Source organism: Streptomyces sp. NPDC036984 (genome assembly GCF_055607665.1).
On the sequence record NZ_JBVJRL010000026.1, the window covers coordinates 48526 to 63199 of the forward strand.

At 72.4% G+C, this 14674-nt stretch carries 13 protein-coding genes and 1 pseudogene; 8 read left to right on the forward strand and 6 right to left on the reverse strand.

Annotation, left to right across the window (positions count from 1 at the left end; all coding sequences use genetic code 11):
• Both ACZ7DL_RS33080 and ACZ7DL_RS33085 read left to right on the forward strand, forming a co-directional pair.
• A pseudogene (locus ACZ7DL_RS33080) lies at positions 1 to 1403 on the forward strand (hypothetical protein); the annotation flags it as partial.
• Positions 1404 to 1586: 183 nt separating this feature from the next.
• The gene (locus ACZ7DL_RS33085) at positions 1587 to 2522 is read left to right on the forward strand and encodes a coiled-coil domain-containing protein (RefSeq protein WP_189819504.1); all 936 of its coding nucleotides are present in this window, start codon (positions 1587 to 1589) and stop codon (positions 2520 to 2522) included.
• A gap of 65 nt (positions 2523 to 2587) precedes the next feature.
• Here ACZ7DL_RS33085 and ACZ7DL_RS33090 read toward each other — a convergent pair whose 3' ends face one another.
• A complete protein-coding gene (locus ACZ7DL_RS33090) occupies positions 2588 to 2782 on the reverse strand; it encodes a hypothetical protein (RefSeq protein WP_470779889.1) in 195 nt (64 codons plus the stop codon).
• Between the two features lie 205 nt (positions 2783 to 2987).
• Between ACZ7DL_RS33090 and ACZ7DL_RS33095 the strand changes: the two genes are divergently transcribed.
• From ACZ7DL_RS33095 to ACZ7DL_RS33110, 4 genes are all read left to right on the forward strand, one after another.
• Entirely contained in the window at positions 2988 to 3941 is a 954-nt protein-coding gene (locus tag ACZ7DL_RS33095; protein WP_470779891.1) for an ATP-binding cassette domain-containing protein, read from the forward strand.
• A gap of 3 nt (positions 3942 to 3944) precedes the next feature.
• Entirely contained in the window at positions 3945 to 4718 is a 774-nt protein-coding gene (locus ACZ7DL_RS33100) for an ABC transporter permease (protein ID WP_470779892.1), read from the forward strand.
• A 131-nt stretch (positions 4719 to 4849) separates the two neighbouring features.
• Entirely contained in the window at positions 4850 to 6202 is a 1353-nt protein-coding gene (locus ACZ7DL_RS33105) for an ABC transporter ATP-binding protein (protein ID WP_470779893.1), read from the forward strand.
• Entirely contained in the window at positions 6199 to 7065 is an 867-nt protein-coding gene (locus tag ACZ7DL_RS33110; protein ID WP_470779894.1) for an ABC transporter permease, read from the forward strand. Before ACZ7DL_RS33105 ends, ACZ7DL_RS33110 begins: the two co-directional genes overlap by 4 nt.
• Before the next feature lie 28 nt (positions 7066 to 7093).
• Here ACZ7DL_RS33110 and ACZ7DL_RS33115 read toward each other — a convergent pair whose 3' ends face one another.
• Complete coding sequence (locus ACZ7DL_RS33115; RefSeq protein ID WP_470779895.1) at positions 7094 to 7426, reverse strand: ATP/GTP-binding protein; 333 nt, start codon at positions 7424 to 7426, stop codon at positions 7094 to 7096.
• Positions 7427 to 7648: 222 nt separating this feature from the next.
• Between ACZ7DL_RS33115 and ACZ7DL_RS33120 the strand changes: the two genes are divergently transcribed.
• Positions 7649 to 8677: an LLM class flavin-dependent oxidoreductase gene (locus tag ACZ7DL_RS33120; RefSeq protein ID WP_470779896.1), complete on the forward strand. Its 1029-nt coding sequence runs from the start codon at positions 7649 to 7651 to the stop codon at positions 8675 to 8677.
• Positions 8678 to 8792: 115 nt separating this feature from the next.
• Here ACZ7DL_RS33120 and ACZ7DL_RS33125 read toward each other — a convergent pair whose 3' ends face one another.
• Positions 8793 to 9185, reverse strand: coding sequence for an SCO5389 family protein (locus ACZ7DL_RS33125; RefSeq protein WP_014675028.1), 393 nt, complete (start codon positions 9183 to 9185; stop codon positions 8793 to 8795).
• A gap of 277 nt (positions 9186 to 9462) precedes the next feature.
• Between ACZ7DL_RS33125 and nucS the strand changes: the two genes are divergently transcribed.
• Positions 9463 to 10134: an endonuclease NucS gene (gene nucS, locus ACZ7DL_RS33130; RefSeq protein WP_470779898.1), complete on the forward strand. Its 672-nt coding sequence runs from the start codon at positions 9463 to 9465 to the stop codon at positions 10132 to 10134.
• A gap of 309 nt (positions 10135 to 10443) precedes the next feature.
• Here nucS and ACZ7DL_RS33135 read toward each other — a convergent pair whose 3' ends face one another.
• The 3 genes from ACZ7DL_RS33135 to ACZ7DL_RS33145 all read right to left on the reverse strand — a co-directional run bounded on the left by ACZ7DL_RS33135 (position 10444) and on the right by ACZ7DL_RS33145 (position 14614).
• Positions 10444 to 13017, reverse strand: a complete 2574-nt coding sequence (locus tag ACZ7DL_RS33135; RefSeq protein WP_470779900.1) for a P-loop NTPase family protein — start codon at positions 13015 to 13017, stop codon at positions 10444 to 10446.
• A 267-nt stretch (positions 13018 to 13284) separates the two neighbouring features.
• Positions 13285 to 13608 carry an STAS domain-containing protein gene (locus ACZ7DL_RS33140; protein ID WP_360745921.1) on the reverse strand — a complete coding sequence of 108 codons (324 nt, stop codon included), beginning with the start codon at positions 13606 to 13608 and terminating at the stop codon, positions 13285 to 13287.
• Between the two features lie 157 nt (positions 13609 to 13765).
• Entirely contained in the window at positions 13766 to 14614 is an 849-nt protein-coding gene (locus tag ACZ7DL_RS33145) for a 3-hydroxyacyl-CoA dehydrogenase family protein (protein ID WP_470779901.1), read from the reverse strand.
• Positions 14615 to 14674 lie beyond the last annotated feature (60 nt).

A 14674-nucleotide genomic window follows, 5' to 3' on the forward strand; every position in this document is an offset into this window, starting at 1 on the left:
ACGCCCGCGAGGACGCCAACCGCATCCGCTCGGACGCGGCGACCCAGGCCGACACCCTCATCACCGAAGCCCGCAACGAGGCCGAACGGCTCCAGACCGAGACCGTGGCCGAGGCGGACCGGGTGCGCACCGAGGCGCTCACGGAGGCCGAGCGGCTCCAGGCCGAGACCGCCGCCGAGGCGGAGCGGATCCGGACGGAGGCGTCGGAGACGCTCGCCGAGGCCACCGAGGCGGCGACCCGGACCCGGGCGGACGCCCGCGAGGACGCCAACCGCATCCGCTCGGACGCGGCGACCCAGGCCGACACCCTCATCACCGAAGCCCGCAACGAGGCCGAACGGCTCCAGAGCGAAACCGTCGCCGAGGCGGACCGGGTCCGTGCCGAGGCGGTCGCCAAGGCCGAACAGCTCCTCGGGGAGGCCACCGACGAGGCCGAACGGCTGCGCGCCGAGGCCGCCGAGACGGTCGGCTCCGCCCAGGCGCACGCGGAGCGGGTGCGGGCCGAGGCCGAGCAGCTGAAGGCGGACGCGGAAGAAGCGGCCGAGCGGCTCGTCAACTCCGCGCGCGAGGAGGCCGAGCGGGCCCTGGACGAGGCCCGCAAGGACGCCAACAAGCGGCGCTCCGAGGCGGCCGAGCAGGTCGACAAGCTCATCACGGAGACCACGGCCGAGGCCGACAAGCTGCTCACCGAGGCGCAGGGGCAGGCCCTGAAGACCACCGCGGACGCCGAGTCGCAGGCCGACACGATGGTCGGTGCGGCCCGCAGCGAGGCGGAGCGGATCGTCTCCGAGGCCACCATCGAGGGCAACTCGCTGGTGGAGAAGGCGCGTACGGACGCGGACGAGCTGCTGGTCGGCGCCCGCCGGGACGCGACCGCGATAAGGGAGCGCGCGGAGGAGCTGCGCGACCGCATCACCACGGAGATCGAGGAGCTGCACGAGCGGGCCCGCCGCGAGGCCGCCGAGACCATGAAGTCCACCGGCGACCGCTGCGACGCGCTCATCAAGGCCGCCGAGGAGCAGCTGGCGAAGGCCGAGGCGAAGGCCAAGGAGCTGGTCTCGGACGCCAGCTCCGAGGCGGGCAAGGTGCGCATCGCCGCGGTCAAGAAGGCGGAGGGTCTGCTCAAGGAGGCCGAGCAGAAGAAGGCCCGCCTGATCAAGGAGGCCGAGGAGCTGAAGGCGGAGGCGATCCGCGAGGCCCGGCGCACGGTCGAGGAGGGCAAGCGGGAGCTGGAGATCCTGGTGCGCCGGCGCGAGGACATCAACGCCGAGATCTCCCGTGTCCAGGACGTCCTGGAGGCGCTGGAATCCTTCGAGGCGCCGTCGGCCGGCAAGGACAACGGGGTCAAGACGAGCGCCACCGTGGGTGCCCCTCGATCGGGTGGAAAGTCCTCGGACAGCTAGCGGAAGAGGGACGTTCCGGTGTCTTCTGGGGTCTTTGCCCGACTCCTTGGCAAGCCGTCCGACGGTCGGCCACTCAAAAGAGGTGCCATTCTCCAGATCAAAATCGTATCCGCTCGATGACACACCGCTTCGGCCCCTAGGATTCCCCTTATCACCTCACCGGTCTCATTCGACAGGAACCCCATGAGCGACACTTCCCCCTACGGCTTCGAGCTTGTGCGGCGTGGGTACGACCGCGCTCAGGTGGACGAACGTATCTCCAAGCTCGTCTCCGACCGTGACAGTGCTCTCGCCCGCATCACCGCTCTGGAGAAGCGGATCGAGGAGCTGCACCTCGAAACGCAGAACGCCCAGGCTCAGATCACGGACGCCGAGCCGTCGTACGCGGGTCTCGGTGCACGGGTCGAGAAGATCCTGCGCCTGGCCGAGGAAGAGGCCAAGGAGCTGCGTGAGGAGGCCCGGCGGGCGGCCGAGCAGCACCGCGACCTCGCGGAGTCGGCGGCCCAGCAGGTCCGCAACGACGCCGAGTCGTACGCGGCCGAGCGCAAGGCCAAGGCCGAGGACGAGGGCGTCCGGATCGTCGAGAAGGCCAAGTCCGACGCCTCCCAGCTGCGCGCCGAGGCGCAGAAGGACGCGCAGTCCAAGCGCGAGGAGGCGGACGCCCTCTTCGAGGAGACCCGCGCCAAGGCCGCGCAGGCCGCCGCCGACTTCGAGACCAACCTGGCCAAGCGGCGCGAGCAGTCCGAGCGTGACCTGGCCTCGCGTCAGCAGAAGGCCGAGAAGCGCCTCGCCGAGATCGAGCACCGGGCCGAGCAGCTGCGCCTGGAGGCGGAGAAGCTGCGCACCGACGCCGAGCGCCGCGCCCGCCAGACGGTGGAGACCGCTCAGCGCCAGGCCGAGGACATCGTGGCCGACGCCAACGCCAAGGCCGACCGGATCCGTTCGGAATCCGAGCGGGAGCTGGCGGCGCTCACCAACCGCCGCGACAGCATCAACGCCCAGCTGACGAACGTCCGCGAGATGCTCGCCACGCTGACCGGTGCCGCGGTGGCCGCGGCCGGCACGTCCACCGACGACGAGCCGATCTCCCGGGGCGTTCCGGCGCAGCAATCCCGGTAGGTCCGGACAGTCGTACGACGCTCCGAGGGGCGGTGGGACCCGGTCCCGCCGCCCCTTCGCCGTTGCTACCGCAGGCCGTACAGGGGCGGTTCCTTGGTGCCTTCGCCGTTGACCACGACCCAGGTACCGGCCGCGCGCAGGAGTTGGGTGCGCCCGGCGAACCGGTTGGTGAGGACCATGGTCCCGTCGCTCTCGCCGATCCGGTCCCCGTCGGCCGCGGCGAAGGTCCACAGCCGGCCGTTGCCGCCGAGTACGGCCACACCGCGAGCCCGGCCGCCGCCCCGGCGGCCACCACCGCCAGTCCCGCCCCGATTCCGCATGACCCCGCGCGCGGTCCGCCGTCCTCGACCACTGTCTCCCCCGCCCGTCTCCCCGCCCCCCGGCGCCCCCGGCCGATCACGGGGGCTGGAGCATACCGCGACCGTTCAAGTGGCAGGCGTCCGGAGCCCGTCTTAGCGTGGCCGCATGATCGAGCTGGAGGGGCTGACCAAGCGGTACGGCGAGAAGGTGGCGGTCGACCACCTCACCTTCTCCGTCAGGCCGGGCATCGTGACGGGTTTTCTCGGACCCAACGGGGCCGGGAAGTCCACGACCATGCGGATGATCCTCGGGCTCGACCACCCGACCGCCGGCGACGTGCGCATCGACGGCACGCACTACGACCGGCTGAAAGACCCGTTGACGTACATCGGGGCGCTGCTCGACGCGAAGGCCGTGCACGGCGGGCGCAGCGCCTACCACCATCTGCTGTGCCTGGCGCAGAGCAACGGCATCCCTCCCGGCCGGGTGGCGGAGGTGCTGGAGACCGTCGGGCTCACCACCGTGGCGCGCAAGAAGGCCAAGGGGTTCTCGTACGGCATGGGGCAGCGGCTCGGGATCGCCGCCGCGCTGCTCGGGGATCCGCGGATCCTGATGTTCGACGAGCCGGTGAACGGGCTCGACCCGGAGGGCATCCACTGGATCCGGACCTTGATGAAGTCGCTGGCCGCACAGGGGCGGACGGTGTTCGTCTCCAGCCATCTGATGAGCGAGATGGCGCTGACCGCCGATCATCTGGTCGTCATCGGACAGGGGCGGCTGCTCGCGGACACCTCCATGGCCGACTTCATCCGGACCAACTCGCGCTCGTACGTCCGCGTCCGCTCCCCGCAGCGCGAGCGGCTGCTCGACGTGCTGCACCAGGCCGGGATCACCGTGGTGGAGGCGGGTGGCGGGACGCTGGAGGTGGAGGGCGGCAAGGCCGAGCAGATCGGCGAGCTTGCCGCGCGGTACGGACTCGTGCTGCACGAGCTGAGCACCCAGCAGGCCTCGCTGGAGGAGGCGTTCATGCAGCTGACGGCTGGGGCGGTGGAGTACCACGCACACGCCGGCCCGGGTCCCGCCCCGCAGGACCGGGGCACCGGCTGGAAGGAGGGCTGAGCCATGGCGGCCGTTCAGGTCATCCGGTCCGAGTGGACCAAGATCCGGTCGGTGGCGTCCACGGTGTGGACGCTGTCGCTGGCCGTGGTGGTCACCGTCGCGCTCGGCATGCTGATCTCCGCGCTGGCGAGCAGCCAGTACGACGGCATGCCCGTGCGGCAGCGGCTCTCCTTCGACCCCACGGTTATCAGCTTCGCCGGGATGACGCTCGGCCAGCTCGCCCTGATCGTGTTCGGCGTGCTGGTCGTCTCCAACGAGTACAGCACCGGCATGATCCGGGTCTCCCTGGCCGCCGTGCCGCAGCGCGGCCTGTTCCTGTTCGGCAAGATCGCGGTGGCCTCGGCGCTCGCGCTGGCCGTCGGCATGGCCACCAGCTTCGCCGCGTTCTTCCTCGGCCAGGCCATGCTGGGCGCCCACGGGGCCGGCATCGGCGATCCGGGCGTGCTGCGCGCGGTGTTCGGCGGCGGGCTGTACATGACGCTGATCGCGGTGTTCTCGATGGGCGTGGCCGCGATGCTGCGCTCGCCGATGCTGTCCCTCGGCATCCTGATGCCGTTCTTCTTCCTGATCTCCAACATCCTCGGCAACGTCGACGCCACGAAGCGGGCCGGCCGGTATCTGCCCGACCAGGCGGGCAGCCGGATCATGCAGGTGGTGCCGCGTCTCGGCGACGACACGCCGTACGGCCCGTGGACCGGGCTCGGCATCATGGCGTTGTGGGTGGCCGCCGCACTGGCGGGCGGCTACCTCCTGCTCAAGCGCCGGGACGCCCAGTAGAGCGCCTCGTCACCCCGAGTAGTGCTCTGGCTTTACTTTCTCTTGGGCGGAACCGTCAACGCCCCGATATCCTCCTAACCCTTACGGGGGCGTGTGCCCCGCTGTCCTGAACCTTTCGATGGGTGCGGAGCATGATCGAGGCTGTCGGCCTGACCAAGCGCTACGGCGACAAGACCGCCGTGTACAACCTTTCCTTCCAGGTGCGGCCTGGTGCCGTGACCGGCTTCCTCGGGCCGAACGGCTCGGGCAAGTCCACGACGATGCGGATGATCCTGGGGCTGGACAACCCCACCTCCGGGTCGGTCACCATCGGCGGCTACCCCTACCGCAAGCTGCCGAACGCCCCCCGGCAGGTCGGCGCGCTGCTCGACGCCAAGGCCGTGCACGGCGGCCGGAGTGCCCGCAACCATCTGCTGAGCCTCGCCCAGCTGTCGGGCATCCCGGCCCGGCGGGTGGACGAGGTGCTCGGTGTCGTCGGCCTCCAGGGCGTGGCCAGGAAGCGCTCCAAGGGCTTCTCGCTCGGCATGGGCCAGCGCCTGGGCATCGCGGCCGCGCTGCTCGGCGACCCGCAGGTGCTGCTCTTCGACGAGCCGGTCAACGGTCTCGACCCCGAGGGCATCCTGTGGGTCCGCAACCTGATGAAGGCCCTGGCGGCCGAGGGCCGTACGGTCTTCGTCTCCTCGCACCTGATGAGCGAGATGGCACTGACCGCCGACCACCTCATCGTCATCGGGCGCGGACAACTGCTCGCCGACATGAGCGTGAAGGACTTCATCTCGGCCAACTCCGCCGACTTCGCGCGCGTGCGCACGCCCGACACCGAGCCGCAGCTGCGCGAGAAGCTGAGCTCGGCGCTAACCGAGGCGGGCGGGCACGTGCTGCCCGAGCAGGACGGCGCGCTCCGGGTGACCGGGCTGCCGCTGCCCCGCATCAGCGACCTCGCGCACGAGTCGGGCGTCCGGCTGTGGGAGCTCTCCCCGCACCAGGCGTCGCTGGAGGAGGCGTACATGCGGATGACGCAGGGCGCCGTGGACTACCGCTCGACCGTCGACCAGAAGGCGGGCCTCCAGCAGCCGCTGCCGCCCGGCGCCCAGCCGCCCGTGCCGGTGCCCGGCCAGGGCCAGCCCGGCTGGTACGCCCCGCCGCCGCCCCAGCAGAGCGGGCAGCCCTTCGCGATGCCGGCCACGCCCGCGGGCCCGTACGGCGGTGCCCCGGCGGGCGGGTACGGCGCTCCGGGCGCGGGGGCCGGCCCGGCCAACCCGTACGCCCAGCCGAGCGCACCGGCCGGGCAGCCCGCGCAGTCCCAGCCGGCCGCCCCGGCGCCGCAGGACCAGCCGCCGGCCCTGGTCAAGGAGACCCCGGCCGCCGCCCCGCAGGCCCCGGCCGCCCCGCCCGCGCCGCAGCAGGCACCCGCCGCGGCCGCCCCGGCCGCCGCCTCCGCCTCCGCCCCTGCCGACCCGACCCAGCCCGAGGACGCCCGATGAGCACCCACCAGCCCTCGATGCCGCAGGCCCCCGCACCCGCGCCCGGTGGGCCGTACCCCGGCTACACCTCGCCCATCCCGGTCGTGCGCACCCACCTCGGGCATGCGCTGGCCTCCGAGTGGACGAAGATCAAGTCCGTGCGCTCGACGATGTGGACGCTCGGCGTGTTCGTGCTGCTCGTCGTCGGCATCGGCCTGCTGGCCGGCGCGCTGGTCGAGGCCAACTCCGACTCCGAGGGCCTGAGCGGCGAGAACCCGCTGGCGTTCGGCTTCTTCGGCCTGCTCCTCGGCAGCATCTGCATCATCACGCTCGGCGTGCTGACCACGGCCTCGGAGTACGGCACGGGCATGATCCGTACGACGATGACCGCGTGCCCCAGCCGGGCCCGGGTGCTCGCCGCCAAGTCGATCGTGTTCTTCGCCGTCGCCTTCGTCTTCACCCTGGCCACGTCCGGCTTCGTGGCCATGGTCCAGGCGTCCATGCTGGAGGGCACCGGCGCCCGCACCCCGTCCGGCTCGGAGTGGTTGAAGGCCACCGTCGGCATCAGCCTCTACATCGCGCTGCTCGGGCTGCTCTCGCTGCTCATCGGCTCGGTCATCCGGCACTCCGCGGGCGCCATCACCATCATGATCGGCGTGGTCCTCGCGCCGCTGGTGCTGGCGCTGTTCATGGTGTCGGAGTCGCTGAACAAGCTGCGCGAGTGGCTGTTCGAGTACTCGATCCCGAACCAGCTGAGCGTGTTCTACGCCAACTCGCTGTCCGATTCGGGCCCGTCCGGCTGGGACCCGCTGTGGATCATGGTGGGTGTGACGGCGGCGGTGTACGCGGGCGCGTACGCGCTGCTCCAGAGCCGGGACGTGTGAGGCCCCTCGCCTCCGGGGCGCCGGCGCCCTAGAACCTCGGCGCGTTACGGGACCGCTGCACCCGCGTGGTGCGGCGGTCCTTCGCGTTCCAGCACGCCTTGTGCCAGTGCCTGCGGTCGTCGACGCCCGCGTGCTCGGGCCAGGCCACCACATGCGGCATGCTGGAGGGGATCAGCTGGTCGCAGCCCGGGCAGCGGTAGGTCTTGCCCTGCGCGCCGGCCCCGGCGACATGCCGCACGCTCCACTCCTCGCCCTGCCAGCTCTCCGTGGACTGCCAGCCGCCGTACCGGCCGGCGCGGTCGTCCTCGGCGCTCCGGCCCGACGATCCGGCTGCCTTCGGACGGTTGCGGCGCGGGGACACGGGACACCTCTCGGGGCTATACAGGAAGCACGGGCTGCATCCAGCCTACGCGCCGCCGAGTGGGGTACGCGTACGGAACCAACCCGTACAAGTCCCCCTCCGGAACGGGTCATTCTGCAGACAATCCGCAAATCTCCTCGCCAGGCCGTGTCCTGGGCACGTGTCAGACGGTTATGCCGGGCGGGGGAGCTCCGGGTCGGAGCCAAGGAAGCAGGAAATGCGATGCACCTAGGAAGTTTTGTGCTGGCCGCCCAGTTCCCGGGCCAGGGCCCCGGGGAGGCCCTGCACCGGGCGGTCCGCTCGGCCGAGGTGGCCGAGCAGGCCGGGCTGGACGCGGTGTGGCTGGCCGAGCACCACTTCGTGCCCTACGGCACATGCCCGTCCGCGATCACCCTGGCCGCGCTGCTGCTCGGCCGCACCCAGCGGATCCGGGTCGGCACGGCGGTCAGCGTACTGCCGACCACCCACCCGGTGACCCTCGGCGAGCAGGCCGCGCTGCTCCATCTGACCAGCGGCGGCCGGTTCACGCTGGGCGTCGGGCGCGGCGGCCCCTGGGTGGACCTGGAGGTGTTCGGCGCGGGCCTCGAGGCGTACGAACAAGGGTTCCCGGAGTCGCTCGATCTGCTGCTGCGCTGGCTGAGCGAGCCGTCCGTGGCGGCATCCGGCGAGCGCTTCTCCTTCCGCGAGGTTCCGGTGGTGCCCCGCCCGTCGGAGGCCCTGACGGACACCCCCGGCCCCGAGGTCGTCCTCGCCTGCACCTCGCCGTCGAGCGTCCGGCTGGCCGCCGAGCGCGGGCTGCCGATGCTGCTCGGCATGCACGTCGGGGACGAGGAGAAGGCCGAGATGGTCGCCCTGTGGCGGCGCTGCGCCCGCGCGGCGGGCCGGTCGGCCGAGGAGATCACGGGTGCCGCGCACGTCTCGGCCGGCGTCTGCCAGCTCGCCGACCGGCGCACGGACGCGGCGGAGACGCTGCTGAAGGCGATGCCCGGCTGGCTGAGGCAGGGCCTGGACGCCCATGTGACGGTGGACGGACGGGCGCGCGCGAAGCGCGACCCGTACGCCTACACCGAACTGCTCTGCGGACTGCATCCGGTCGGCACCCCTCGGCTCGCCGCCGACCGGCTCGCGGCCACCGCGGAGCGCACCGGCATCTCCCGCTTCGCCCTGCTGACGGAGGGCTCGGGCGACCTCGCGGCCACGGAGGAGAACCTCCGCCGGCTCGGCGCGGAGGTGCTGCCCCAGTTGCGTTGACGCACCCCCCTCGCGCAAGCCACCTGGGGGGCTTGCCGCCCCAGTACTGAAATGCACCTCCCGCGGGTGGAGCGGCAAGCCGGCGGCTTAGTGCCTCGGCCGCACCGAAGCGGCGTCAGCAGTCCCGAAGCTCCGGCGACTGGTTCAGCAACTGGTTGCGCACCGATGTGAAGCGGGCCAACGTCTCGTCCACCGAGGCGTCCAGCGGGAACACCGCCACGCGATGGCAGTTCTGGAAGGCCAGCCGCACACCGAAGTGCCGCTGCAGCGCGCCGCGGATGGCGTCACTCGCGAGCGCACGCAGCAGCTGACCGCGCGCCTGCTCGTCCGGCGGGGGCGTCTGGTTGTCGGCGAAGGGGCCGCCGTCGACCTTCAGCTGGGCCACCAGGGAGCTGATCATCTCCCATGCGTAGGGCAGGGAGGTCCGGACGCAGTCGACGAATGCTGCTTCGTCGACCTCGCCTCGCTCGGCCTGTTCGAGTAGGGCCGGTGAGACGTCGAGCGACATGGGTTCTCCTCTCGCACCCCCGTAAGAGCAGGGGTTGCCGGACAGGTCAGGGAGTTCGCGATTTCGAACACGCTCCGTACAGAGGCCGCAACCTCCCGTTCTCTACGGTAGGCAACGGTCGGTGACCACACCAGCAGAATGCGTATATGGAACGGTCTGCTCATGCTCACTATCGGCCAGGGATGAACAAGAGTTTCCAGGGACAATTGGGGTGATTCACAGGGAGCGGGATGGGCGGATCGCGTGCACCGGCGCGCGTCGAGTAGCGTTGCCGACCATGCGTCTCGTCATTGCCCGATGCTCGGTCGACTACGCCGGCCGGCTCACCGCCCACCTGCCCTCGGCGCCCCGCCTGATCCTGGTCAAGGCGGACGGCAGCGTCTCGATCCACGCCGACGACCGGGCCTACAAGCCGCTCAACTGGATGTCGCCGCCCTGCACCCTCAAGGAGGGTTCGGGCGAGGACGAGGGCGTGTGGACCGTCGTCAACAAGGCGGGCGAGAAACTGATCATCACGATGGAGGAGATCCTGCACGACTCCTCGCACGAACTCGGTGTGGATCCCGGCCTGATCAAGGACGGCGTGGAAGCGCACCTCCAGGAACTGCTCGCCGACCGCATCGAGACGCTGGGCGAGGGGTACACCCTCATCCGCCGCGAGTACATGACCGCGATCGGACCGGTGGACATCCTGTGCCGGGACGCCGACGGCCAGACGGTCGCGGTGGAGATCAAGCGCCGGGGCGAGATCGACGGCGTGGAGCAACTCACGCGCTATCTGGAGCTGTTGAACCGCGATCCCCACTTGGCGCCGGTCCGCGGCATCTTCGCCGCCCAGGAGATCAAGCCCCAGGCCCGCGTCCTCGCCACCGACCGCGGCATCAACTGCCAGATCCTGGACTACAACGCGCTGCGCGGCATCGAGGACGACAAGCTCCGCCTGTTCTGACCCACTGGCTCCGCCGAGTTCGGCCGGGTTCTCCCACCCGGCCCCCCACCTTCTCCGGCGCCCACTGGCTCCGCCGAGTTCGGCCGGGTTCTCCCACCCGGCCCCGCACCTTCTCCGGCGCCTCTCGCCTTCTCGGTCGGCCCGCCCTACTCCGCCGCGCCCCTTTGCTCCGCCGCCCGCCTTTTCTCCGCCGCGACGGCGCTCAGCCCGTACGGCGGTTTCCGGCGGTGCCGAACCGGCCAAGGCCCGTCGGGCACCGCCGGAGAACCCGTCGGCACCCTTTCTTCGCCTGCACCCTGTTCTCCGCCGTCACATCACGGCGCCGGCCGCCCCCGGTGCGCTCTGTGATGCCGATGCGCTGCTCGACGTCCCCCCGGCGGAGCCGTCCGTCCCGCCGGTCGTCGTGTCGCCGGTGGTGCCCGTCGAGCCGCCGCCGGTCGTGTCACCGGTGGTGGTGCCCGTCGAGCCGCCGCCGGTCGTGTCGCCGGCGGTGCCGCCCGTCGTGCCGGTGGAGCCCCCGGTGTCGCTGCCGCCGCTGTCGCCGCCCGTGGTCCCGCCCGTCGTGCCACCGGTCGTCGTGCCACCGGTGGTGCCGCCCGAGGTACCGCCCGTCGTGCCACCGGTGGTGCCCCCCGTCGTACCGCCGCTCGACGAGCCGGTCGACGTCGACGGCTTGGGGGACTTGGACGGTGAGCCGGAGGACGTGCCGGAGGGGGACGGCTCGGCGCTGTCCGAGGGGCCGGGCGTGCCGTCCGGCGACGCCGGGTCGTCCGCGGTGCCGTAGGTGCCGTCGGGGCCCGGTGACGTGGGCCGGCCGCCGGCCGCGCCGGTGCCGCCCGTGCCGCCGGTGTCGGTCGGGTCCGTGCCCGGGCCGCCGTCGTCCACGCCCAGGGTGGCCGACGGGTTGACCTCGACCTTGCCCGCCGGGTTCCGGTCGCCCTCCTGATCGGACGTCATGCCGAGCGTGACGACCGTACCGAGCACGGCGGCGAGCAGCGCGCCGGAGCCGGCCGCCACCAGGTTGCGCCGGGCCAGGCGCCGCAGGCCGCCGGCCCGCGCCCCGGGCACCACGGCCCGCGGGGTGAGCAGGGTGTCGCCGGCCGGGCCGGGCAGCGGTGGCGCCGGCTCCTCGTGCCGTTCCTGCCCCGGCTCCGCCCCCGCCGCCACCGGCGGCCCGGGCACCTCGCCGGCCCGGTCGGCGAGCAGCGCCAGAGCCCGGCGGCCGGCGACCGCGCCCCGCTTGTCGGCGAGCGCGCCGCGCAGCCCGCCCGACGCCTCCAGCTCGGCGCGGGCCCGGTCGAGCTGTCCGCCGCAGAGTGCGAGGATCCCCAACTCGTGGTGGAAATAGGCTTGTTCAGTCACCTCACCGGCCAGCCGGGAGGCTTCCGCGCCGGACCGCAGGGCCCGTTCCCAGGCGCTCCAGTGGAGTCCGGCGGCGAAGGCGGGCGCGGCCGTGCGGGCCAGCCGTACGGCGCTGCTCTCCTCGCCCTCGGCGGGCGGGGCCGTCTGCGGTACGACGGCGGCGAGCGCGGCCAGGACCGCGTCGGCTTCGGCGCACACCCGTTCGGGGGTGACCGAGGGGTGGCCGGCCCACCAGGCGTAGTGCTGGGCGGCGGTGAGGGCGTGGCCGGCCGCGTCCTCGGCGTATCCGGCGGCCTCCAGCTGGGTCCGCACCCCGGCCGCGAGGCGGTAGCGGGAGCCGACCGGGGAGACCAGGCCGCAGCCCGCCAGCTCGCCGAGGGCGGCGTCCGCGTGGGTGTCGCCGACCAGGGCGGGCAGATGGGCCTGGTGGGGTATCTCGCCGTCGAGGGCGACCGCGAAGCGGAGGGCGGCGCGGGCGGAGGCGCTGAGCCGGGAGGCGAGCAGCGGGGCGGGGGCCGCGGCCTCGCCGAGGGAGGGCAGCGGGACGTCCTCCTCCAGCTCGACGGGCATGTCCGCCGGCCGGCGTACGTCCTCGAAGACGCCGTACTCGTCCACCGCGCCGGTGTCGGCCCGCAGCTGCTCGCGCTGCCGGAGCAGGGCGCCGGCCTGGACGAAGCGCAGCGGCAGGCCCTCGGACTCGAACCACAGGTCGCCGGCCCAGTTGGCCTCCTCCTCGGTGAGGACGCGGCCGACGGTCCGCTCCAGGAGCTCCACACCGGCGGCGCGGTCGAGGCCGCCGAGGAAGACCTCCTCCAGGTCCGACCCGGCGGAGGGCGCGGGCACGTCGGGGGTGGCGCCGAGCAGGAAGGCGCACTCGGGGGCGGCGTCGAGCAGCTCGTCCAGGGGGGCACCGCCGAACGCGAGGTCGTCCAGGACGACGACCGCGCCGATCTCGCGGACGCAGGCGACCAGTTCCTCGCGGTCGGGGCGGTGCAGGAGGGCGTCGTAGACGGCGTGGAACAGGTCGTGGAGAAGGTCGCCGGCCGTGCGGTGGAAGCCGTTGAGGCGGACCACGCCGTCGGGGGCGAGGTCCAGGCAGTCGTCGGCGACCAGGTCGAGCAGAGCGGTGCGTCCGGAGCCTGCCGGGCCGGTGAGGCGGACGGAGCGGCCGCGGGCGAGGAGGCGGACCAGGCGCTCGCGTTCGTCCTGGCGTTCCAGCAGGGAGACCGCCGGCTGGGCGGGGCCGGGCGGTACCGGCGGCCGGGCGGCGCGTTCGGTCTCCGCGCGCTCGGCGGCGCTGCGCTTGCGGGGCCTGCCGGGCAGCTCGGCCGGCGGGCAGGGTTCTATCTCGCTGCCGTCGACGGGGTTGACGGTGAGCTGGAGGTCGCCGCAGACGAGCTGGACCATCCGGGCGGGCGCGGGCGCGCCCGGGACGAAGTCGGAGGTGAGGGATTCCCGCTGGGGGCGGCGGCTGTGCGCCTGGCCCTGCTCCTCGGGTCCCGCGTTGATCGGGTCGTCCATGGGTTCAAGCCCCCCAAAAGCGTCGTGTGCCTGTTCCGGCCCTCCCGGCCTTGTCGCACACCGCGCTGTCGCTTCTGGTCCGGGCCCGCTCGGTCGAGGGTTGCGAGACGGCGGGCGACCGCACCCTAAACCTTCGCTCAGTATCTCCGACAGGGCGGGGTGCCATGCGGTCCGAGACGTCACGGTCTTGTGAGGATTGCCTTCGACGGGCGCTTCGGCGGCTGCGCCCGGGTCCTGCCCGTCGCCCGGTTCAGCCCCGTGCGCACCTCATACCCGGGGCAGCGACTCCACGCCGATGCCGCCCTCGATGGCGAGGATGCGGTGCAGCCGGGTGGCCACCAGCAGGCGCTGCATCTGCGGTGGCACGCCCCGCAGCACCAGGCGGCGCCCGCAGCGGCCGGCCCGCCGGTGGGCACCCATGATCACCCCGAGTCCGGTGGCATCCCAGGAGTCCAGTTCGGACAGGTCGAGCACCAGGTCGCCGACTCCGGTGTCGACGGCCGTGTGCAGAGCCGTACGGGCGTCCGCCGCGCTGCGGACGTCGAGGCGGCCCCCGACGACCAGCTCGGCGTGGTCGCCCCTGATGTACATATGCGCTCCCCGTTGAGTGCGGTTGGCGTACTCGGTGACGGTGCTGTGCAACGTCTGACTGTGCGGGTGGCGGTACGGTTGCTGGTTGTAAGCGAACCGATACCGAATTCACCCCCGGGAGTGAAACTCCCGGGGTGGTTGGGCGTGGACGGGTGACTCAGTACTTGTAGAAGCCCTGCCCGCTCTTGCGGCCGATGTCACCGGCGTCCACCATCCGGCGCATCAGCTCCGGCGGGGCGAACTTCTCGTCCTGGGACTCGGTGTAGATGTTGCCGGCCGCGTGCAGCAGGATGTCCACGCCGGTCAGGTCGGCGGTGGCCAGCGGGCCCATGGCGTGACCGAAGCCCAGCTTGCAGGCGAGGTCGATGTCCTCGGCGGTGGCGACGCCGGACTCGTACAGCTTGACCGCCTCGACCACCAGGGCCGAGATGAGACGGGTGGTGACGAAGCCGGCCACGTCCCGGTTGACGACGATGCAGGTCTTGCCGACGGACTCGGCGAACTCCCGCGCGGTGGCGAGGGTTTCGTCGCTGGTCTTGTAGCCGCGGACGAGCTCGACGAGCTGCATCATCGGCACCGGCGAGAAGAAGTGGACGCCGACGACCCGCTCGGGGTGCTCGGTGGCCGCCGCGATCTTGGTGATCGGGATGGCGGAGGTGTTGGAGGCGAGCACGGTGTCCGCCCGCACGATCTTGTCGAGCGCGCGGAAGATCTCGTGCTTGACCTCCAGCTTCTCGAAGACGGCCTCCACGACGACGTCGGCCTCGGCGGCCGCGTCCAGGTCGGTGGTCGGGGTGATGCGCGCAAGGGCGGCCTCGGCGTCCTCGGCGGACAGCTTGCCCTTGCCGACGAACTTGTCGTACGACGCCTTGATGCCGTCGGTGCCACGCTTCAGTGCCTCGTCGGTGACGTCCCGCAGGACGACCTCCCAGCCCGCCTGCGCGGCGACCTGGGCGATGCCGGCCCCCATGAGACCGGCCCCGATGACGGCGAGCTTCCGTGCCACTCCGACTCCCTTGAACGCGGTGAAAGTCTCCCTCTCCGGCGGGACCATAGCGCTCCGGCG

Excerpts from the sequence above, each read along its gene's own strand:
- ACZ7DL_RS33110 (WP_470779894.1), top strand. The coding sequence starts at position 6,199 with ATGAGCACCCACCAGCCCTCGATGCCGCAGGCCCCCGCACCCGCGCCC.
- ACZ7DL_RS33105 (WP_470779893.1), top strand. The coding sequence starts at position 4,850 with ATGATCGAGGCTGTCGGCCTGACCAAGCGCTACGGCGACAAGACCGCC.
- ACZ7DL_RS33125 (WP_014675028.1), bottom strand. The coding sequence starts at position 9,185 with ATGTCGCTCGACGTCTCACCGGCCCTACTCGAACAGGCCGAGCGAGGC.
- ACZ7DL_RS33095 (WP_470779891.1), top strand. The coding sequence starts at position 2,988 with ATGATCGAGCTGGAGGGGCTGACCAAGCGGTACGGCGAGAAGGTGGCG.
- ACZ7DL_RS33085 (WP_189819504.1), top strand. The coding sequence starts at position 1,587 with ATGAGCGACACTTCCCCCTACGGCTTCGAGCTTGTGCGGCGTGGGTAC.
- ACZ7DL_RS33135 (WP_470779900.1), bottom strand. The coding sequence starts at position 13,017 with ATGGACGACCCGATCAACGCGGGACCCGAGGAGCAGGGCCAGGCGCAC.
- ACZ7DL_RS33100 (WP_470779892.1), top strand. The coding sequence starts at position 3,945 with ATGGCGGCCGTTCAGGTCATCCGGTCCGAGTGGACCAAGATCCGGTCG.
- nucS (WP_470779898.1), top strand. The coding sequence starts at position 9,463 with ATGCGTCTCGTCATTGCCCGATGCTCGGTCGACTACGCCGGCCGGCTC.
- ACZ7DL_RS33140 (WP_360745921.1), bottom strand. The coding sequence starts at position 13,608 with ATGTACATCAGGGGCGACCACGCCGAGCTGGTCGTCGGGGGCCGCCTC.
- ACZ7DL_RS33120 (WP_470779896.1), top strand. The coding sequence starts at position 7,649 with ATGCACCTAGGAAGTTTTGTGCTGGCCGCCCAGTTCCCGGGCCAGGGC.